Consider the following 20,506-nt stretch of genomic DNA (forward strand, 5'->3'; position numbering starts at 1 on the left):
CGCTACTTGCGCTTGCTGCCGCCGAGCAACGAGCCCAGCAAACCGCGCACCAACTGCCGCCCCATTTGATTGGCTGCCTGCTGCATCGCGGACTTGAGCGCCTTGCCTGCCGCCGTCCCCAGAAACGCGCCGGCCCTGTCGGTGAAGCTCGGCTCCTGGGCGGCAGGCGTAGAGTCTGCGCCAGGCCCCAATTCCTTGCGCGCCATCAGCACTTCATAGGCGGATTCGCGATCGATCGGTTTGTCATAACGGCCTTGCAGGGGCGAGCTGGCGATCAGCGCCGCACGTTCGACCTCACTGAGCGGGCCGATCCGCGATTGTGGCGGTGCCACCAGCACCCGCTGGACGACCTCCGGCGTGCCCTTTTCCTGCAACGTGCCGACCAACGCCTCACCCGTGCCCAGCTCCGTCAGCACCGTTAATGCATCGAACGCCGGATTCGCTCGGAAACCCTCGGCCACGGCGCGCAGGGATTTCTGTTCTTTAGTGGTGAACGCGCGCAAGCCGTGCTGGATACGCAGGCCAAGTTGCGCCAGTACGGTGTCAGGCAGATCCCCCGGGGACTGCGTGACGAAATACACGCCAACGCCTTTGGAGCGAATCAACCTCACCACTTGCTCCAGGCGATCCTGCAACGCCTTGGGGGTATCGGCGAATAACAAATGGGCCTCATCGAAGAACAGCGCCAGCAGCGGCTTTTCGGCATCGCCGCGCTCCGGCAATTGCTCGAACAGCTCCGCCAGGAGCCACAACAGGAACGTGGCGTACACCTTCGGCGCTTCATGCACGAGGCGGCTGGCGTCCAGTAGATGAATACGGCCGCGGCCCTCTGCGGCGGGCTGCAAAATATCTTCAAGTTGCAACGCGGGCTCGCCAAACAAAGCGTCGGCGCCCTGCTGCTCCAGCACTGCCAGACGTCGCAGCAGCGCCTGGCTGGAGCCCGTGTTCATCAATGCCGCGTCATCGCCCAGCAGTTCTGGGTGATAGTGCAGGTGATTGAGCAGCGCCTTGAGGTCCTTGAGGTCCAACAGCAACAGGCCTTCGCGGTCGGCCACCTTGAAGGCCGCGTACAGTGCCGACTGTTGGCTGTCGGTGAGCTCCAGCAGGCTGCCGAGCAACAGCGGCCCCATTTCGCTGATGGTGGTGCGCAATGGATGACCGGACTGGCCGTGAATGTCCCACAGCGTGACGGGATACGCCCTGGCGGTGTAATTAATGAAAGGCATGCCGGCGATACGCTCGGCCACCTTGCCCTGGGGGTTGGCGGCGGCGCCGAGGCCACAGAGGTCTCCTTTGATATCGGCGGCAAATACCGCCACCCCCGCATCGCTGAAGGCTTCCGCCAGGCGCTGCAAGGTCACGGTCTTGCCCGTGCCCGTTGCCCCGGCGATCAATCCATGACGATTGGCCAGGCGCATGGGCTGGGCGATGGGCTGGCCGTCTGAGTCGGCACCGATCAGGAGTTGTGTGGAATCAGGCATTTCGTCACCCATGGTTGATGTCCAGTGCCGCAGGTAGGCGCCTGGAATATTAAGACATTAGCCGCCTCTATCACGCGATGAATAAAATCTGCGCTTGAAAGATGGGTAACGTTCGAACTTGATCAGTCCTTGTCAGGCTCGGACTTGCTGCGCTCGCGTTCCCATAACTGGGCGGCACCGGGAAAGTCCGTGCCGTCTTCACTGTTCAGGTCATCCGGGTCATAGCGGCTCAAACAGCCCTCACCCAGGGTCGCCGGCGCCTTTGCGGTCGCTTTGTCCAAAGGGTCATTCATGACTCAATCCTCGACATACAGGCAAAGAAAAAGGGCCTGGGACGATTTAACGCCCAGGCCCTTGATTCTTCAATCGCTGAGATCAGAACACAACTGTCTTGTTGCCATGCACCAGCACGCGATCTTCCAGGTGATAACGCAGGCCACGGGCCAGCACCATCTTCTCGACGTCACGGCCGAAACGCACCATGTCTTCGATGCTGTCGCTGTGGCTGACACGCACCACGTCCTGCTCAATGATCGGGCCGGCATCCAGCTCTTCAGTGACGTAGTGGCAGGTTGCACCAATCAACTTCACACCGCGCAGGGACGCCTGATGGTAAGGCTTGGCGCCGACAAACGAGGGCAGGAAGCTGTGGTGAATGTTGATCACCCTGCCAGCGTATTCGCGGCACAGTTCCGGCGGCAGGATCTGCATGTAGCGCGCCAGCACTACCACGTCGGCTTCATGCTGCCCGACCAGACGGGAAACCTCGGCAAACGCAGGCTCCTTGTCCTGCGGGTTGACCGGCACGTGGTAGTACGGGATGCCATGCCATTCGACCATGCTGCGCAGGTCGTCATGGTTGGAGATCACGCAGGCAATCTCGCAGTCCAGCTCATCGCTGTGCCAACGGTGCAGCAGGTCGGCCAAACAGTGGGACTCACGGCTGGCCATCAGCACCACTCGTTTTTTCTGCTCGGTGTCAGTGATGTGCCAGGTCATCGAAAACTCTTCGGCAATCGGCGCAAACGCCTCGCGGAAGGCCTGCAGACCAAAGGGAAGCGTGTCGGCACGTATTTCGTGACGCATGAAAAACCAACCGCTGAGATCGTCCGAGTGATGGCTCGCCTCGGTGATCCAACCGTTGTGGGAGGCCAGAAAGTTACTGACTTTGGCAACGATGCCAACCCGGTCCGGGCAAGCAATCACCAGCCGAAAAGTGCGCATTAGGGGGAAACTCCAGAACTTCGCAAAGGCCGCCATTCTAGCGATTGCGCAGAAAAACTGCAGTATTCCTTCGCGCTTATTCTGCCCTCCCGCTCTGCCGGTGCCCCTTAATTGTGTAAGGTTTTACCGCCCTTAGATAAATGTACAACCTGTATGCGTGAGCAGTAAGCGAGAAATTAATCAGAATGTCGTTGCACATACCGCTACTTATTAAGTCGATTGCATCGCGGTGCCGCTTACATTCAACGTAATTCACCTGAATACACGCTTAAATGTTTACTTGAGCAAATTGCCTGACTATTATTGGCCCACTGTCCCTGTCATCCGCGTTCTACATAAGGTAGTCCACATGTCCCTGATCAACGAATACCGCGCCACCGAAGAAGCTATCAAAGAGCTGCAAGCCCGTTTGAAGAATCTGTCCCAAGACGACAAACTGAAAACCGAGCTGGAATTCGAAGGCAAGCTGCGCACCCTGATGGGTGAATACTCCAAGTCCCTGCGTGACATCATCGCGCTGCTGGATCCAGAGTCGAAAGTTAAAGCACCGCGTGGCGCTGTGAAAACTACCGGCACCAAACGTGCTCGCAAGGTCAAGCAATACAAAAACCCGCACAACGGCGAAGTGATTGAAACCAAAGGTGGCAACCACAAGACGCTGAAAGAGTGGAAAGCCAAGTGGGGCGGTGACGTGGTCGAAGGTTGGGCCACTCTGCTGGGCTAAGCCTTGCCAGGCCCCGCCTGATTTGCGCCCCCCTGAAACGCCAGCTTGCTGGCGTTTTTTATTGCCGGAACACTTCTGCAGTTATCCTCCTACAGATTCATCCGCGCCGCCAAAGCATCGACATAATCCTGCCATTGATCCAGTACCTGACACTGAATCGATGTAGCACTAACCGCCAACTCCCGTCGTGCAAGATTAAATGCCTCCAGCGTATTGGGAGCCCCCCATTGTGCGTCCGACAAACGTTGCTGACAGAAAAGTTTCCAGCGTTGTTGCTCCTCACTGCTCAAGGTGTCAGCAAAGTTACGGGCGCGGTAGCGAAATAATAATTCCGGTAAACGGTGATCATCAAATGGCCACTGCTGACGGGCGAGTTGTGCGGGTTCTGCGGCTCGGACTTGTTCACATAATCGGCGGTCGCGGTCACCGATAAAACCGGCGTACAGCTGCTGCTCGGGATCTTCACTCGCGGCAAAATCTTCCTCGGCATAAATAGCCGTCAACTTGTCACGCCATACAGCCTGTGCGTCAGTTAGCCGCAGCGCACGTGCCTGATAACTGTCCATGTCCAATTGCAGCCGTTCACGGTCCTGCGCCCGCAGCACACTCAAGGGAGCAACCACCGGGCAACGGTTGATATGCACCAACTTGAGCGGCACAGGCATCTCGCCCTCGGCCAGTTCATCGCGGCGCTTATAGAGATGCTGACGTAAAGTTTCAGCGTCCAGCTCGATCAGCCCCTGCGGATCAAGCCCCAGGTCGCACACAATCAAGGCATTGCGGTTGCGCGGGTGCCAGGCCAGGGGGAGCACCACGCCCAAATAGTGACGCTCGGCGGAAAAGCGCCCGGATATATGCACCATCGGCTGCAACAGGCGGATCTGATCCATGACGCGCTGTTTGCTGCGCAGTTGAAACAGCCAGTCGTACAGCTTGGGCTGTTTCTCGCGGACCAGGCGGGCCAGCGCAATCGTGGCGCGTACGTCGGACAACGCATCGTGCGCCTGGCCGTGATCAATCCCGTTGGCCTGGGTCAGGCGTTCAAGCTTGAGGGTGACGCGCCCGTCCTGTTCGGGCCAGGTGATCCCTTCGGGACGCAATGCGTAGGCCGTGCGCACCACATTGATCAAGTCCCAGCGACTGTTGCCGCCCTGCCACTCCCGCGCATAAGGGTCGAAGAAATTGCGGTACAGGCTGTACCGCGTCATTTCATCGTCAAACCGCAAGGTGTTGTAACCGGCGCCACAGGTGCCGGGGGCTGCCAGTTGCGCATGCACACGGGTCATGAAGTCCGCCTCGGCCAGGCCCTGTTGCGCCAGTATTGCAGGCGTGATGCCGGTAATTGCGCAAGCTGCCGGGTGCGGCAGGATATCGTCACTGGGCAGGCAATACAGATTGACCGGCGCGTCTATCTCGTTGAGGTCGTGATCGGTGCGAATACCGGCGACCTGAAGAGGACGATCGCTGCGTGGATTGATGCCGGTGGTTTCATAGTCGTACCAGAAAATCGAGGTCACGGGCCATTCCTGAGCTGAAGATTGATAAAGTCTAGGCGCTGCAAGGCGTCCAGGGCCAGCGCCAAATCAGCTGTACAAACATCCAGTAAAATCTTGGATGGTTGCTTCCGCCGTCGACACTGCTAGCATCCGTGTCTTCCAGCCGCTCCGCACTGCCAGGGACCGCGATGCAATCAGCCCCATTGGACACCCGCTACCAGATCGAGACCCCGGAGGGCATCGACCTGCCCCTGCGTCCCGCCGGCCTGCTGCCACGGGCGCTGGCCTTTGCCTTCGACCTCGGCGTACGCGCGCTGGTCATGGGCATCCTGCTGGTGCCACTGGCGCTACTGGGCAATATCGGCATCGGCCTGGGTTCGCTGCTGCTGTTTCTGGTCAGTTGGTGGTACATGGTGCTGTTCGAAGTGCTCAACCAGGGCTGCTCACCCGGCAAGCAGGTCATGGGCCTGCGCGTGGTACAGGATGACGGCACACCCGTCGGCTGGTCCGCTTCGCTTATCCGCAATCTGCTGCGCTTTGTCGACATGCTGCCCTTCGGCTACTTTTTCGGCGCCGTCAGTTGCCTGCAACATCCCCATTTCAAACGACTCGGCGATCTCGCCGCCGGCACGCTGGTGATTTATCGCGAACAGCCACTGGCCCGCCCCAAAGTGCCGCAGGCCGCACCTCTGCGCCTGCCGTTCGCCCTGCACCTCAGCGAACAACGCGCCATCCTCGGATTTGCCGAGCGCCAGAGCGAATTGTCCGCAGAGCGGGTGCACGAACTGGCTTCCATCCTCGCAACGCCCCTGCAGGTGCCGGCGGCTCATGCCGCAGAGCAACTCAATGGCGTCGCGCGTGGTTTGCTGGGGCCTACATGAAACAGAGCCTGTTCGAAAGCCGTCACCAACCGCAGTGGCAAGCCTTTGCCGCACAACTGAAACAGTTGGAGCAAGGCAAGCTCAAGACCGGCGATATGGCCGACTTTCCCCATCAGTATCGGCGTCTGTGCCAGCACCTCGCCCTGGCCCAGGAGCGCGGCTACAGCAGTTATCTGGTCGACCCGCTGCAACAACTGGCATTGCGCGGTCATCAGCAGCTGTACCGGCACCGCAGCCAATTGACCGCGAACGTATTGAGCTTCGTGCTGGCCGATTTTCCACGACTGGTGCGCGAGCAGTGGCGCTTCGTGTTGATCGCCGGGCTGCTGTTCTTCGGCAGCCTGATGGTGGTTGCGCTGCTGGTATACCTGTTTCCCGAATTGATCTACAGCATTGTCAGCCCGCAGCAGGTCGCCGAGATGCAAGGCATGTATGACCCCGATTCCAGTCGCCTGGGCCGCGTCGCCGAGCGAGCATCCAGTGAGGACTGGATGATGTTCGGCTACTACGTGATGCACAACATCGGGATTGCCTTCCAGACATTCGCCGCAGGCTTGCTGTTCGGGCTGGGCAGTGTGTTTTTCCTGATTTACAACGGCTTGATCATCGGCGCCATCTCCGGGCACCTCACTGAAATCGGCTACGGCCAGACCTTCTGGTCGTTCGTTATCGGCCATGGCGCTTTCGAACTCACTGCCATCGCCCTCGCCGGCGCGGCAGGCTTGCAGTTGGGCTGGGCATTGATCGCGCCCGGTCGCCTCACACGCGCCGAGTCACTGCGGCTGGCAGCGCGCAAAAGCATACAAATGCTCTGCGGCGTCATGATATTGCTGCTCATCGCAGCCTTTATCGAAGCCTACTGGTCGTCCTCCACCACCACTGCACTCTGGATCAAATACCTGGTGGGCGCCGTGCTATGGCTGCTGGTGATCGCTTATCTGACATTGACCGGACGCACCCGCCATGCGCCTGAGTGATTCAAGCGTAGTCATTCGGCCGCGCACGCCTTGGGAAGCCATGGACCTTGGCGTACTGATGGCCCGTAAACACCGTTGGCTGCTGATAGCCAGTTGGGCGATTGTGAGCTTGCCAGTATTTATTTTGCTCAGCGCTGCGTTTTGGAAGTATCCGTCCACCGCCATGCTTCTGTTCTGGTGGCTGAAACCGGCGTTCGACCGCTTGCCGCTGTACATCCTGTCCAGGGCCTTGTTCGGCGAGACTCCCAGCCTCAGGCAGGCTGTGCGCCAGTGGCCGCGTCTGCTTAAAGGCCAGTTGTTGAGCAGCTTGATCTGGAGACGGCTCAGCCTGAGTCGCAGCTTTGTGATGCCCGTCAGCCAGCTCGAAGGACTGGACGGTGACGCGCGTCAGAAACGCCTGGGCGTGCTGCTCCAACGTAACGGTGGAGCTTCGCGCTGGCTCACCCTACTTGGGATGTGCCTTGAAATAACGTTGTGGTTCGGCGCCATGGCATTGTTTTACCTGTTCATCCCCCAGCAGATCGAGCTGGACTGGGACTGGCAACGCCTGGCACAGGCCACCGGTTCGCAAGCGCTGTGGCTGGAACACATGAGCAATGCGTTCTACGCATTGATTCTGGTGTTCTGGGAACCGATCTACGTCGCCTGCGGCTTCAGCCTGTACCTCAACCGCCGCACCGTACTCGAGGCCTGGGACCTGGAACTGGTATTTCGCCGCCTTCGAGAGCGCCTGGGCAGCGTCGCGCCGCTGTTGCTGTTGGTAGCAGGCCTGATGCTGATGCCCTTCTTCAGCCAGCCGTCCATGGCGGATGACGCCAGCCCGCCCAAACCGGTCAGCACCCAGGCCGCCAGCCAATCGATCAAGACCCTGCTGGACAAGCCACCCTTCAAGAACCCCGAGACCGTCACGCGCTATCGCTTCGGCGACGAAAAACCCGCCGTAAAAAACCAGCCGCGAGGTGATGGCAAACTTCCCGCATGGCTGCAGGCACTGCTGGACAACTTCAACAGCGCCAGCTTCAAACATCTGGCCCAGGTCGTCGAAGTCCTGTTGTGGGGTTTGCTGGCGAGCGGCGTGGCGTTGCTGGTCTGGCGTTATCGCGACTGGCTGCGCACCTTTGTCAGCCGACGAAGGCCACGCAAGTCCGACACAGCCTTGCCTGTGCCCACCCAGTTATTCGGGCTGGCGGTGGGCATCGAGACCCTGCCCAACGATGTTGCCGGTGCGGCCGAACAACTGTGGCCCAGTCAGCCACGCGAAGCCCTTGGACTGCTCTACCGTGGCCTGCTTAGCCGGTTGCTGCACGACTTCAACCTGCCACTGAAAAGCGCCGATACCGAGGGCCAGGTGCTGGAGCGCATTCAACAATTGCAACAACCACACCTGCTGGCCTTCAGCAAAGACCTGACTCGCCATTGGCAAAACCTCGCCTACGGTCACCGGCCACCTCCCCCGTTGGCGCAACAACAACTGTGCAGCGATTGGCGCAGCCTGTTCAACGCAGGTACTGCCCAATGAACCGGACATTGCTGTGTGTAGGATTGCTGCTGGCAGGCCTGCTGGGGGCAGGCGGGTTGTTTCTGTGGAGCAAGGCCATTCCCTATGACGAAGTAGTGGATCGAGGCCCATCGCCGGAGGCGCTGGCCAATCCCTACCTTGCGGCAGAGCAGTTCCTGCGCGGGCAAGGCCTTGTGGTTGAGCATGCCCATGGCCTGGATCGGCTCGCCGACCTTCCCGCCAAAGGCAATAGCCTGTTGCTGCTGGGCGAGCGCGGCAACATGACCCCACGCCAGGCAGAGCAACTATTGGACTGGGCAAGGTCAGGCGGACATCTGTTGCTGGTCGCTGAAGCACTCTGGGATGAAGAGACCGATAAAAGCGGCGACTTGCTGCTCGATCGCCTGCACATTCATCAGTGGTTGAGTGACGATCCCGAGGAACCGGCTCCCGCGCGCAAAGGGAGCAAGCCGGACCTGACCAAACTTTACGTCGACAATGAAACCGCCCCGGCCTATTTCAGTTTCAACACCGACTTCAACCTCACCGACCCCACGCATCTGGCCCAGTTTTCCGCCAACAGCGCCAGGGCCAGCCACCTGATGCAGCTCAACCTCGGGCAAGGCCGTGTGACAGTGGTCACCGACAGCGACCTGTGGAAAGCCCCCATCATCGGCCAGCACGATAACGCCTGGCTGCTGTGGTACCTGAACCGGGACACAGCCGTCACATTGCTGTTCAACAGTGACGTCGACAACCTGCTCAGCCTGCTGATGCACTATTTCCCCCAGGCTCTGGTAACGCTTGCCGCGCTGATTGTCCTGGCACTCTGGCAGGCCGGCATGCGCCAGGGCCCGGTGCAGACTCCGGCCCCCAAAGCGCGTCGGCAATTGCAGGAACACTTGAAGGCCAGCGCTGACTTCCTGCTGCGCCGCAGCGGCCAGGGCACGCTGCTGCAGGCCTTGCAGCGCGATATCCTGCGCACCGCGCGGCGCCGCCACCCAGGCTTTGAACACCTCGATAACGCGGCACAGTGCCAGGTCCTTGAACACCTTACCCGCCAACCTTCTCACGTCATCAGCCAGGCCCTCGGGCCACTTGCGGCAAAACGGCTCTCCAGCGCCGATTTCAGCCATCAGGTGGCTTGCCTGCAAACCCTCAGGAATGCCCTATGAGTGAATTTCCCAGCGCCACGCCCCTGACCAGCGCCACCTTGCTACAGGCCAGCGAACTGGCCAGCGCTTTGCGCGTTGAACTGCGCAAGGCGGTGATTGGCCAGGACGACGTGATTGATGACGTACTGACGGCATTGATTGCAGGCGGCCACGTATTGCTTGAGGGCGTGCCTGGGCTGGGCAAGACGTTGCTGGTACGCGCATTGGCGCGCTGCTTCGGCGGTGATTTCGCGCGTATCCAGTTCACTCCCGACCTGATGCCCAGCGATGTCACCGGCCACGCTGTCTATGACCTGCACACCGAACAGTTCAAGTTGCGCAAGGGTCCGTTGTTCACCCACCTGCTGCTGGCCGACGAAATCAACCGCGCACCCGCCAAAACCCAGGCGGCGCTGCTCGAGGCCATGCAGGAACGCCAGGTGACCCTGGAGGGCGAGGCGCTGCCCATCGGGCAGCCGTTCATGGTGCTGGCCACTCAGAACCCCATTGAGCAGGAAGGCACTTACCCACTGCCGGAGGCTGAACTGGACCGCTTCATGCTCAAAATTCGCATGGACTACCCGGATGCTCGGCAGGAACTGGACATGGTGCGCGAAGTCACGCGTTCTTCGCGTGCCGACATGCTGGATGTACAACCGCTGCGTACCGTGCTGCTCGCTGCGGATGTGCTGCACCTGCAGCGGGTCGCCACTGAGCTGCCGCTGGATGAGCAAGTGCTCGACTATGCCGTACGCCTGGCCCGGGCCACCCGCAGTTGGCCAGGACTGACCATCGGTGCCGGTCCGCGCGCCTCAATTGCCCTGGTCAGCGGCGCTCGTGCCCGCGCCCTGTTGCGCGGCGGCGAGTTTGTCACCCCGGACGACATCAAGAGCTGCGCCATGGCAGTGCTGCGCCACCGGGTACGAATTGCCCCCGAACTGGACATCGATGGCCTGGACGTGGATCAGGTGCTCAAACAACTGCTGGATCAGATTCCGGCGCCGAGGCAATGAGCCACCCATGAAGCCAACCCGTCTGCTGCTGATCTGGCTCGGTGTCCTGCTGGGTTTGAACACTCTGCTGGGTATCACCGCAGCGTTGCAGCTCAAGCTGCCCGACACCCTGCACCAGGTGGCGTGGGGCCTGTTGCTGGCGCTGTTGCTGCTGGCCCTGCTGGACGCCCTTCGCCTGCGCCGCCGCCCGGGCATCCGGGTGCAACGGCAGATGCCTGGCAGCCTGGCCCTGGGTCGCTGGGGCGACGTGCGCCTGACCCTGCACCACGATTATCCGCAGCCGCTGACCGTGCAGGTATTCGATCACGCACCCGATGGGCTGAGCGTGGAGAACATGCCCCAACTGATTGAACTGCGACCCGGCACGCGCAGCGAGTTGGGCTATCGCCTGCGCCCGTTGCGGCGCGGGCATTTCAGCTTCAGTCGGTGTGAAATTCACCTGCCCAGCCCACTGGGGCTGTGGTCGGCTCGACGCTTTGTGGAGGTATCCGACGCCACCCGCGTCTACCCGGACTTCGCGCGCCTGTATGGCGCACAACTGCTGGGCGTGGACAGCTGGCTGAGCCAATTGGGTGTTCGACAGCATCCGCGACGCGGCCCAGGGCTGGAGTTTCATCAGTTGCGCGAGTTTCGCGAGGGCGACAGCCTGCGGCAGATCGACTGGAAGGCCACCGCACGCCAACGCACACCCATCGCCCGGGAGTATCAGGACGAGCGCGACCAGCAAATCGTGTTCATGCTCGATTGCGGTCGGCGCATGCGCAGCCAGGACGCCGAGCTTTCCCACTTCGACCACGCCCTCAATGCCTGCCTGCTGCTCAGCTACGTCGCCTTGCGTCAAGGCGATGCGGTGGGGCTGTGCACCTTTGCCTGCGATCAGCCCCGTTATCTGGCGCCCGTCAAGGGCACCGGCCAGTTGAACCTGTTGCTCAACAACGTCTACGACCTGGATACCACGCAACGCACCGCCGATTACGAAGCCGCTGCCAGCCAACTGCTGGCCCGACAGAAACGCCGTGCGCTGGTCATTGTAGTGAGCAACCTGCGGGACGAGGACGATGAGGCATTACTGACTGCAGTCAAACGCATCGGCCGCCAACACCGGGTGCTGGTCGCCAGCCTGCGCGAGGAAGTGCTCGACCAACTGCGCCAGTCTTCCGTGCAAACCTTGCCCGAGGCATTGGCCTACAGCGGCGCCGTCGACTACCTCACCCGGCGCGACGAATTGCATGATCGTCTGAACGCCCACGGGTTGGCCGTACTGGATACCCTGCCCTCAGCGCTGGGACCGGCGTTGGTGACGCGTTACATGGACTGGAAAAAAGCCGGGGTGCTATAAAAAATGCGCACGACCACGGCGAAGGTAAACACACCTGCCCGGGTCGACAACGCGCGATGTCTAGGCAGAAGCCTGCAAGTGGTCAAAACTGAAGTAACGCAACAAGGCGGTGATCAGTTGTCTGTACTCCGCAGGCGCGGCGACCACACTGAAACCTGAGTCATAGTGCTGCGGATTGACGTCCTCACGACTCCACAAACATGTAGCAGTGAGGTCGATTGCCTGAACGTCCCCATTCGCCATGGGAACCTTCACGCACAGTTCAAACGTCGCGCCGATCATCATCGGTAATTGGCTGATCAACATCAGCCCGTCTTCAGACACATTGCCCAGGTAACCAATAGGCTTGTCCGTAAACCGATTGAACACTTGCAGGAAACGGGATAACTCATGCCGCTCAATACGTCGATTAGTAAACATGATGAGTGCCATCCATTGGATATTACTCTGGCCGAGCCAGTGATTCGGAACGGCGATACAGGCCCGCTCTCCCCGAGGTCGGCGCGACGACGGTGTTGTGCGTCATCGCTATGAATCTACCAACTCCAGACATTCAATCCATTTGAATATAAAAATATCGAACAGACATACAAATATTAGCCTAAGACGTGAGACAGGCCAGTTACAGCGTGACAAATATTATCAAAGGGATGCGGGCCGGGGTTGCGCGACGCTGGCGCCGGGGTAATGACCCAGTTGCTGCAGCGTGTCCAGGCGGGCGCGGGCGCGGTACGCGTATTCGCTGGACGGGTACTGGCTGATGATGAACTGATAGGTTTGCACCGCATCCACAAACAGCTTCTGTCGCTCCAGGCATTGCCCGCGCAACATCGAAACTTCCGGCTGTACGTAGCGCCGGGTACGGCTTTCACGGTCGACCTGGGACAATTCCAGGGTCACGCGCTCACAGTCACCCACCTTGTACGCACGGTAGGCGTTGTTCAAATGATGGTCCATGGACCAGCGGGTGCAGCCGACAACACTGACGGCCAGGGCAGCAACGAGCAAAATTCGCATGGGGGTTCTCCTGTCTTGTGCAGTGTATCGACCCCTCGTCGAAAATCTTCAAGGATGTTCGTCTATTCAATTGACGCTCAAACCAGCCAATCGTCGATAAGTAGTGCAAACGAACAATGACTACAACCAAAGAGCATAGTAGCCTTCCCCAGCGCTTGAACTCAGGAGTCTGTGCATGTCCGTCCGTCGCACCAAAATCGTCGCCACCCTTGGCCCGGCCAGTAACTCGCCGGAAGTCCTCGAACAGCTGATTCTGGCTGGTTTGGACGTTGCCCGTCTGAACTTCTCCCACGGCACCCCGGACGAGCACAAGGCTCGCGCCAAGCTGGTGCGTGATCTGGCCGCCAAGCACGGCCGCTTCGTCGCGTTGCTGGGTGACCTGCAAGGCCCGAAAATTCGTATCGCCAAATTCACCAACAAGCGCATCGAGCTGAAGATTGGTGACAAGTTCACCTTCTCCACCAGCCATCCGCTGACCGACGGCAACCAGCAGGTCGTGGGTATCGATTACCCGGATCTGGTCAAGGACTGTGGCGTCGGCGACGAACTGCTGCTCGACGATGGCCGCGTGGTCATGCGCGTCGACACCGCCACCCCGACTGAACTGCATTGCACCGTGATCATCGGTGGCCCGCTGTCGGACCACAAAGGTATCAACCGTCGCGGCGGTGGCCTGACCGCCCCGGCCCTGACTGAAAAAGACAAGGCCGACATCAAGCTCGCCGCCGAGATGGAAGTGGACTACCTCGCCGTATCCTTCCCGCGCGACGCCGCCGACATGGAATACGCCCGTAAACTGCGCGACGAAGCCGGCGGTACCGCCTGGCTGGTGGCGAAGATCGAACGCGCTGAAGCCGTGGCCGATGACGAAACCCTCGACGGCCTGATCAAGGCCTCCGACGCCGTGATGGTTGCCCGTGGCGACCTGGGTGTGGAAATCGGCGACGCCGAGCTGATCGGCATCCAGAAAAAGATCATCCTGCACGCACGCCGCCACAACAAAGCGGTCATCGTGGCGACCCAGATGATGGAGTCGATGATCCAGAACCCGATGCCGACCCGCGCCGAAGTGTCCGACGTGGCCAACGCCGTGCTCGACTACACCGACGCCGTGATGCTCTCGGCCGAAAGTGCCGCTGGCCCGTACCCACTGGAAGCCGTGCAGGCGATGGCGCGTATCTGCGTCGGTGCCGAAAAGCACCCGACCAGCAAGACCTCCAGCCACCGTATCGGCAAGGTCTTCGAAAGCTGCGACCAGAGCATCGCCCTGGCGGCCATGTACACCGCCAACCACTTCCCGGGCGTGAAAGCGATCATCGCCTTGACCGAAAGTGGCTACACGCCGTTGATCATGTCGCGTATCCGTTCCTCGGTGCCGATCTACGCGTTCACCCCGCACCGCGAAGCCCAGGCCCGCGCGGCGATGTTCCGTGGCGTCTACACCGTGCCGTTCGATCCTGCTTCGCTGCCGCCTCATGAAGTCAGCCAGGCCGCCATCGACGAGTTGATCAAACGCGGTGTTGTGGAGAAGGGCGACTGGGTCATCCTGACCAAGGGCGACAGCTACCACACCACCGGTGGCACCAATGGCATGAAGATTCTGCACGTAGGTGACCCGCAGTTCTGAGTGACTCGCTGAAAAACAAAAGCCCCGCCATGTGAATGGCGGGGCTTTTTGCCTTTCAAAGGGGCTGATGTGCTCCGCTTAACCGCGGGACAGGAACACATCGGCCAGCAGTTGATTGCGCGGCAGGCCCGCCAGGAACAGGCGCTTGGAAAACGCCTCGACGCTGGCGGGATGCCCGCAGAGCAACGCCAGGGTTTGCCGGGAAACCACCCGCAGTTGCGCCAATGCCTGGTCAAGCTCTGCCGCCGTCCACAGCTCCACCGTCAGGTTGGGATGGCTGGTGGCCAGGGCCGCCAAGGGGCCTGCCAGGTAATGGCCGTCGACATCATGCGCCAGGTGAATCACGCGGATCGCACCCTGGTGATCCTGACGTACCGCCTCGCGTAATACGCCCCACAGCGGGCCGAGGCCTGTGCCGGAGGCCAGCAGCCACAAGGGTCGCGCCTGCCAGTCCGAATCGTAGTGCAGCGCCCCGCCGCGCAGTTCGCCCAGGCGCAGGCGATCACCGACGGCCAACCCTCGTGCGGCATCGCTGAATTCGCCGGGCAAGCGGCAATCCAGATGAAACTCCAGAAACGGATCCTCCTGCGGCAAGCTTGCCAGCGAATACGGCCGCGCCACCTGCCCCGCCCACAACACCACATGCTGCCCCGCCCGGTAACGCAAACCACGCTCCGGCTGCACACGCAGGCGCAGTACCGAAGCGCTCAGCCAGTCGACCGCCATTACCTGTGCCGCCACACCGTCACGCAAGGGATCGAAGGCTTCGACCTGCACATCACCGATCACCTGGCACTGGCAGGCCAGGCGCCAGCCGTCCTGGCGTTGTGCCGGGCTCAGGGCATCGGGCTGTTTGTCTGCAACTTCGCCGCGACAGCGCACGAGGCAGGCATGGCAACTGCCCGCCCGGCAACTGTAAGGCACGGCCGCGCCCGCCTGATTCAAGGCATCCAGCAGGTTGCTGCCGGTGGGGACCGACCAGTGGCGTTCACCGACGTGCAGTTCAGGCATATAAAGGCTCAATCAGAAGGGACGCGCACAGGGAATCATGCCTGCGACAGTTTGACCATAGCCGGGTGTATCACCCACCGCACCGGGTTATACTGCCGCGCCTTTTTAGCGTCGCGCCTTGCACCACTGTGACGTGCCTTGGAAAGGTGGCTTCAGCCGACCGATGCACTTCACTGAAGCCACCTTTATTGAATGTTCCCTTATAGAGGAGCGCGACTCATGACCGTGATCAAGCAAGACGACCTGATTCAGAGCGTTGCCGACGCCCTGCAATTCATCTCCTATTACCACCCCGTGGATTTCATCCAGGCGATGCACGAAGCCTACCTGCGCGAAGAATCGCCAGCGGCCCGTGACTCCATGGCGCAGATCCTGATCAACTCGCGCATGTGCGCCACCGGCCATCGCCCGATCTGCCAGGACACCGGTATCGTCACCGTGTTCGTGCGCGTGGGTATGGACGTGCGTTGGGATGGCGCCACCATGGGCCTGGACGACATGATCAACGAAGGCGTGCGTCGCGCCTACAACCTGCCGGAAAACGTCCTGCGCGCCTCCATCCTTGCCGACCCGGCCGGCGCGCGTAAAAACACCAAGGACAACACCCCCGCCGTGATCCACTACTCCATCGTCCCGGGTAACACCGTGGAAGTGGACGTGGCCGCCAAAGGCGGTGGTTCCGAAAACAAGTCGAAAATGGCCATGCTCAACCCGTCCGACTCAATCGTCGACTGGGTGCTCAAGACTGTTCCGACCATGGGCGCCGGCTGGTGCCCACCGGGCATGCTCGGCATCGGCATCGGCGGCACCGCCGAGAAAGCTGCGGTAATGGCCAAGGAAGTGTTGATGGAATCCATCGACATCCACGAGCTGAAAAAGCGCGGCCCCTCCAACCGTATCGAAGAGATGCGCCTGGAGCTGTTCGAGAAGGTCAACCAACTGGGCATCGGCGCCCAGGGCCTCGGTGGCCTGACCACCGTGCTCGACGTGAAGATCATGGACTACCCGACCCACGCAGCTTCGCTGCCGGTGTGCATGATCCCCAACTGCGCCGCCACCCGTCACGCGCACTTTGTGCTGGACGGTTCCGGCCCGGCGTCGCTGGAAGCGCCACCGCTGGATGCCTACCCGGAGATCGTCTGGGAAGCCGGCCCGTCGGCCCGTCGCGTCAACCTCGACACCCTTACTGCTGAAGACGTGCAAAGCTGGAAGCCGGGCGAAACCGTATTGCTCAACGGCAAGATGCTCACCGGTCGCGACGCCGCGCACAAGCGCATGGTCGAGATGCTCAACAAGGGCGAAAGCCTGCCGGTGGACCTCAAAGGCCGCTTCATCTACTACGTCGGCCCGGTTGATCCGGTGCGCGAAGAAGTGGTTGGCCCAGCGGGCCCGACCACCGCGACGCGGATGGACAAGTTCACCCGGCAGATCCTCGAGCAGACCGGTCTGTTGGGCATGATCGGCAAATCCGAGCGCGGTCCGACCGCCATCGAAGCGATCAAGGACCACAAGGCCGTGTACCTGATGGCTGTGGGCGGCGCCGCTTACCTGGTGGCGCAGGCCATCAAGAAGTCGCGTGTAGTGGCCTTCGCCGAACTGGGCATGGAAGCGATCTACGAGTTCGACGTCAAAGACATGCCGGTCACCGTTGCGGTGGACAGCAAGGGCGAATCCGTCCATATCACCGGTCCCGCCATCTGGCAGAAAAAGATCAGTGAAAGCCTGGCGGTGGAAGTGCAGTAAGCACAGTCCCGCAAGGAGAAAGGCGACTGCGGCGCAAAGCCCAGTCGCCTTTTTTATTGTGAAAATACAGTCAAATGTGGGAGCGGGCTCAACTGAACGACATTGGGCAAGCACCCCTCCCACACAAGCCCATTCGCCACAGACTCAAGCAGCGCATGCTATGGTGCGCTCCCCCCACTGCGCCTGCTCATCACCGTATGATCGTGATCACCCGCCCCCTGCGCCTCACCTTCTACGCCCTGCTGATCATCGCCGGTGCGCTATTGGCCGCCGCCCTTGCCACACGTCAAGCCGAGCGCCAGGCGCTGGTGGAGGATGCCGCTCGCGCCAATCAGCAGCTCGCGTTGTACGCCAACTCGCTGCACACCCTGATCGAACGCTACCGCGCGCTGCCTGCCGTGCTGGCGCTGGACTCGGAAATGATCCGCGCCCTGAAGGGCCCGCTGGACGCCGCCACTCAGGATGTGCTCAATCGCAAGCTGCAACGCATCAACAGCGCCGCGCAGTCTTCCACCCTCGAATTGATGGACCGCACTGGCCTCGCGGTCGCAGCCAGTAACTGGAACCTGCCGAGCAGCTACGTGGGCCACAACTACGCATTTCGTCCCTATTTCAGCCAGACCCTGAGCCAGGGCACCGGGCGTTTTTATGCGGTGGGGGTAACGACCGGCATACCGGGTTACTTTCTCTCCAGCGCGGTGCTCGACGAGAACGAACAGTTCCTCGGCGCCATGGTGGTGAAACTGGAATTCCCCGAACTTGAACGCGAGTGGGCCCAGGGCAACGACCTGCTGCTGGTCAGCGATGCGCGGGGCATTGTGTTTATCGCCAATCAGCCGGGCTGGCGTTATCGCAATCTGCGGCCGTTGTCCGACAGCGACCAGGCCGAACTCAAAGCCACGCGCCAGTACGACAAGAAATACCTGCAAGCGCTGGACACCAGCACCCTGCAACGCTTCGGCGAAAACAGCCACCTGATGCGCGTCAACGGTCCTGACGGCAATGCCAATTACATCTGGGAATCCATGCCGCTCAAAGCCGAGGGCTGGACCCTGCACCTGCTGCGCAAGCCGCAGTCCGCCTTCGAAGACCAGCGCAACGCGGGCCTGGCCGCCGCCGGGTCCTGGCTGGCGCTGGTGTTCCTGGTGCTGTTCCTCAGCCAGCGCTGGCGCCTGGCCCGTCTGCGCCAGCGCAGTCGCGAAGAGCTTGAACAACTGGTCGATGAACGCACCCAGGCGCTGCGCACTGCCCAGGACGGCCTGGTGCAGTCGGCCAAGCTGGCGGCGCTGGGGCAGATGTCGGCCGCCCTTGCCCATGAAATCAATCAGCCTCTGACCGCCCAGCGCATGCAATTGGCGACGCTGCGCCTGCTGCTGGACCACGGCCGCGTGGATGACGCCTACCAGGCGCTCACGCCGCTGGACGAAATGCTCACGCGCATGGCCGCCCTCACCGGCCACCTCAAGACGTTCGCCCGCAAGAGCCCCAGTGGACTGCGCGAACGGCTCGACCTGGCCACGGTGGTCGACCAGTCCCTGCACTTGCTCGACGCGCGCCTGCGTGATGAAGCCATCGGCGTGAGGCTGGACCTGACTCGCCCGGCCTGGGTGCGCGGCGACGCAATCCGCCTGGAACAGGTGCTGATCAACCTGCTGCGCAACGCCCTCGACGCCATGGCCGACACGCCGCGCAAACGTCTGGAAATACGCCTGCACGCCGATGAGCAATGCTGGCAACTGACTGTCAGCGACAGCGGCGGCGGGATTGCCGAAGAGCATCTGCCCTGCGTGTTCGACCCGTTCTTTACCACCAAGCCGGTGGGCGACGGACTCGGCTTGGGGCTGGCGGTATCCTACGCTATCGTGCACGAACTGGGCGGGCGCCTGAGCGCCGGTAACCGTGGCGATGGCGCGGTATTCACCCTAACCCTGCCCGTCGCGCTGGAGACGCCAGACCTATGTTGAACGCAGTAATGGTGGTCGATGACGAAGCCGGCATTCGCACGGCCGTCGAGCAATGGTTGAGCCTGTCCGGATTTGACGTGCAGTTGTTCAGCCGTGCCGACGAGTGCCTGGCGCAACTGCCCAGGGATTTCCCCGGAGTCATTCTGAGCGACGTGCGCATGCCGGGTTTGAGTGGCCTGGAGCTGCTGGCCGAAGTGCAACGCCGCGATGCCGACTTGCCAGTGATCCTGCTCACCGGCCACGGCGATGTGCCGATGGCGGTCGAAGCCATGCGCGACGGCGCCTACGACTTCCTGGAAAAACCGTTCAGCCCGCAGGACCTGCTCAACAGTCTGCGCCGTGCGCTGGACAAACGCGGGCTGGTGCTGGAGAACCGTCGCCTGCATCAGCAGGCCGATCATCGCGCGCAGCTGGAAACCAGCCTGCTGGGCGTGTCCAAAGGCCTGCAAACATTGCGCCGCCAGGTGCTGGACCTGGCGAGCCTGCCGGTCAATGTGCTGATTCGCGGCGAGACCGGCAGCGGCAAGGAGTTGGTCGCGCGCTGCCTGCATGATTTCGGGCCGCGGGCGAAGAAGCCGTTCGTGGCGCTCAATTGCGCGGCGATCCCCGAGCCGTTGTTTGAAGCCGAACTGTTCGGCCACGAAAGCGGCGCCTTCACGGGTGCTCAGGGCAAGCGCATCGGCAAGCTCGAGTACGCCCACGGCGGCACAGTGTTCCTGGATGAAATCGAAAGCATGCCCCTGGCCCAGCAAGTGAAATTACTGCGGGTGCTGCAGGAGCAAAAACTGGAGCGACTGGGTTCCAACCAAAGCATCCAGGTGGACCTGCGCATCATCGCCGCCACCAAGCCGGACCTGCTCGAAGAGGCCCGCGCTGGACGCTTTCGTGAAGACCTGGCGTATCGATTGAACGTCGTCCAACTGCGCCTGCCGCCGCTGCGCGAACGTCGCGAAGACATTCCACTGCTGTACGAGCACTTTGCACAAAGCGCCGCCGAACGCCTTGGCCGCAACGTCGAGCCGTTGAGCGGGCCGCAGTTGGGCCGCCTGCTCAGCCACGACTGGCCGGGCAATGTGCGGGAGCTGGCCAACGCCGCCGAGCGTCAGGTGCTGGGGCTGGGCGAGCCAGAACCGGAGGGGATTGAGGTCGGGCAATCGCTGGCGGCGCAGCAGGAGGCGTTTGAGGCCCATTGCCTGAAAGCTGCGTTGAGCCGACATAACGGCGATATCAGAGCGGTACTGGCGGAGCTGCAACTGCCGCGTCGGACCCTGAATGAAAAGATGCAGCGCCATGGGTTGGTGCGGGAGATATTTCTGTAGGTCGATATCGGCGTCGCCTGCCAAGCCGCCATCGCGGG

The 20,506-nt window shown here is 61.4% G+C and carries 18 protein-coding genes; 11 read left to right on the forward strand and 7 right to left on the reverse strand.

What is annotated here, in order from left to right; translation table 11 throughout:
- Positions 1-2 precede the first annotated feature (2 nt).
- The 3 genes from RHM60_RS10665 to purU all read right to left on the reverse strand — a co-directional run bounded on the left by RHM60_RS10665 (position 3) and on the right by purU (position 2,705).
- A complete protein-coding gene (locus tag RHM60_RS10665; protein ID WP_322214401.1) occupies positions 3-1,481 on the reverse strand; it encodes a helicase HerA-like domain-containing protein in 1,479 nt (492 codons plus the stop codon).
- A 122-nt stretch (positions 1,482-1,603) separates the two neighbouring features.
- Complete coding sequence (locus tag RHM60_RS10670) at positions 1,604-1,774, reverse strand: hypothetical protein (protein ID WP_209984293.1); 171 nt, start codon at positions 1,772-1,774, stop codon at positions 1,604-1,606.
- 82 nt (positions 1,775-1,856) lie between these two features.
- The gene (gene purU / locus RHM60_RS10675) at positions 1,857-2,705 is read right to left on the reverse strand and encodes a formyltetrahydrofolate deformylase (RefSeq protein WP_003237644.1); all 849 of its coding nucleotides are present in this window, start codon (positions 2,703-2,705) and stop codon (positions 1,857-1,859) included.
- A gap of 349 nt (positions 2,706-3,054) precedes the next feature.
- Here purU and mvaT point away from each other — a divergent pair, with 349 nt between their 5' ends.
- Positions 3,055-3,429, forward strand: a complete 375-nt coding sequence (mvaT, locus tag RHM60_RS10680; RefSeq protein WP_003175830.1) for a histone-like nucleoid-structuring protein MvaT — start codon at positions 3,055-3,057, stop codon at positions 3,427-3,429.
- An 89-nt stretch (positions 3,430-3,518) separates the two neighbouring features.
- Here mvaT and sbcB read toward each other — a convergent pair whose 3' ends face one another.
- Positions 3,519-4,946 (reverse strand): exodeoxyribonuclease I, encoded by a 1,428-nt coding sequence (gene sbcB / locus RHM60_RS10685; RefSeq protein WP_322214403.1) that lies wholly within the window; start codon positions 4,944-4,946, stop codon positions 3,519-3,521.
- A gap of 167 nt (positions 4,947-5,113) precedes the next feature.
- Here sbcB and RHM60_RS10690 point away from each other — a divergent pair, with 167 nt between their 5' ends.
- Genes RHM60_RS10690 through RHM60_RS10715 form a run of 6 tightly spaced genes read left to right on the forward strand, consistent with a single transcriptional unit; the run spans position 5,114 to position 11,787 of the window.
- On the forward strand, positions 5,114-5,806 hold the full coding sequence (locus tag RHM60_RS10690; protein ID WP_231423788.1) for an RDD family protein: 693 nt from the start codon (positions 5,114-5,116) through the stop codon (positions 5,804-5,806).
- On the forward strand, positions 5,803-6,783 hold the full coding sequence (locus RHM60_RS10695; RefSeq protein WP_209984300.1) for a stage II sporulation protein M: 981 nt from the start codon (positions 5,803-5,805) through the stop codon (positions 6,781-6,783). Before RHM60_RS10690 ends, RHM60_RS10695 begins: the two co-directional genes overlap by 4 nt.
- Positions 6,770-8,302 carry a DUF4129 domain-containing protein gene (locus RHM60_RS10700; RefSeq protein ID WP_322214404.1) on the forward strand — a complete coding sequence of 511 codons (1,533 nt, stop codon included), beginning with the start codon at positions 6,770-6,772 and terminating at the stop codon, positions 8,300-8,302. Before RHM60_RS10695 ends, RHM60_RS10700 begins: the two co-directional genes overlap by 14 nt.
- Positions 8,299-9,456, forward strand: coding sequence for a DUF4350 domain-containing protein (locus tag RHM60_RS10705; RefSeq protein ID WP_322214406.1), 1,158 nt, complete (start codon positions 8,299-8,301; stop codon positions 9,454-9,456). Before RHM60_RS10700 ends, RHM60_RS10705 begins: the two co-directional genes overlap by 4 nt.
- Entirely contained in the window at positions 9,453-10,448 is a 996-nt protein-coding gene (locus RHM60_RS10710; protein WP_209984308.1) for an AAA family ATPase, read from the forward strand. Before RHM60_RS10705 ends, RHM60_RS10710 begins: the two co-directional genes overlap by 4 nt.
- A gap of 7 nt (positions 10,449-10,455) precedes the next feature.
- Positions 10,456-11,787 carry a DUF58 domain-containing protein gene (locus RHM60_RS10715; protein WP_231423785.1) on the forward strand — a complete coding sequence of 444 codons (1,332 nt, stop codon included), beginning with the start codon at positions 10,456-10,458 and terminating at the stop codon, positions 11,785-11,787.
- A 60-nt stretch (positions 11,788-11,847) separates the two neighbouring features.
- On the opposite strand, the gene RHM60_RS10720 is transcribed toward RHM60_RS10715, so the two are convergent.
- The gene (locus RHM60_RS10720) at positions 11,848-12,207 is read right to left on the reverse strand and encodes a PilZ domain-containing protein (protein WP_322214407.1); all 360 of its coding nucleotides are present in this window, start codon (positions 12,205-12,207) and stop codon (positions 11,848-11,850) included.
- A 222-nt stretch (positions 12,208-12,429) separates the two neighbouring features.
- Positions 12,430-12,804 (reverse strand): tetratricopeptide repeat protein, encoded by a 375-nt coding sequence (locus RHM60_RS10725; RefSeq protein WP_209984316.1) that lies wholly within the window; start codon positions 12,802-12,804, stop codon positions 12,430-12,432.
- 175 nt (positions 12,805-12,979) lie between these two features.
- Between RHM60_RS10725 and pyk the strand changes: the two genes are divergently transcribed.
- The gene (gene pyk / locus RHM60_RS10730) at positions 12,980-14,431 is read left to right on the forward strand and encodes a pyruvate kinase (RefSeq protein ID WP_209984319.1); all 1,452 of its coding nucleotides are present in this window, start codon (positions 12,980-12,982) and stop codon (positions 14,429-14,431) included.
- Positions 14,432-14,509: 78 nt separating this feature from the next.
- Here pyk and RHM60_RS10735 read toward each other — a convergent pair whose 3' ends face one another.
- Entirely contained in the window at positions 14,510-15,442 is a 933-nt protein-coding gene (locus RHM60_RS10735) for an iron-sulfur-binding ferredoxin reductase (protein WP_231423193.1), read from the reverse strand.
- A 219-nt stretch (positions 15,443-15,661) separates the two neighbouring features.
- Here RHM60_RS10735 and RHM60_RS10740 point away from each other — a divergent pair, with 219 nt between their 5' ends.
- The 3 genes from RHM60_RS10740 (at position 15,662) to RHM60_RS10750 (ending at position 20,468) form a co-directional block, all read left to right on the forward strand.
- Positions 15,662-17,185 (forward strand): fumarate hydratase, encoded by a 1,524-nt coding sequence (locus RHM60_RS10740; protein ID WP_209984327.1) that lies wholly within the window; start codon positions 15,662-15,664, stop codon positions 17,183-17,185.
- 197 nt (positions 17,186-17,382) lie between these two features.
- Positions 17,383-19,149 (forward strand): sensor histidine kinase, encoded by a 1,767-nt coding sequence (locus tag RHM60_RS10745; RefSeq protein ID WP_322214409.1) that lies wholly within the window; start codon positions 17,383-17,385, stop codon positions 19,147-19,149.
- Positions 19,143-20,468 carry a sigma-54 dependent transcriptional regulator gene (locus tag RHM60_RS10750; protein ID WP_322214410.1) on the forward strand — a complete coding sequence of 442 codons (1,326 nt, stop codon included), beginning with the start codon at positions 19,143-19,145 and terminating at the stop codon, positions 20,466-20,468. The genes RHM60_RS10745 and RHM60_RS10750 overlap by 7 nt, the downstream gene beginning before the upstream one ends.
- Positions 20,469-20,506: the final 38 nt, after the last annotated feature.

The sequence above is a fragment of the Pseudomonas sp. MH9.3 genome (assembly GCF_034354675.1).
GTDB lineage: Bacteria > Pseudomonadota > Gammaproteobacteria > Pseudomonadales > Pseudomonadaceae > Aquipseudomonas.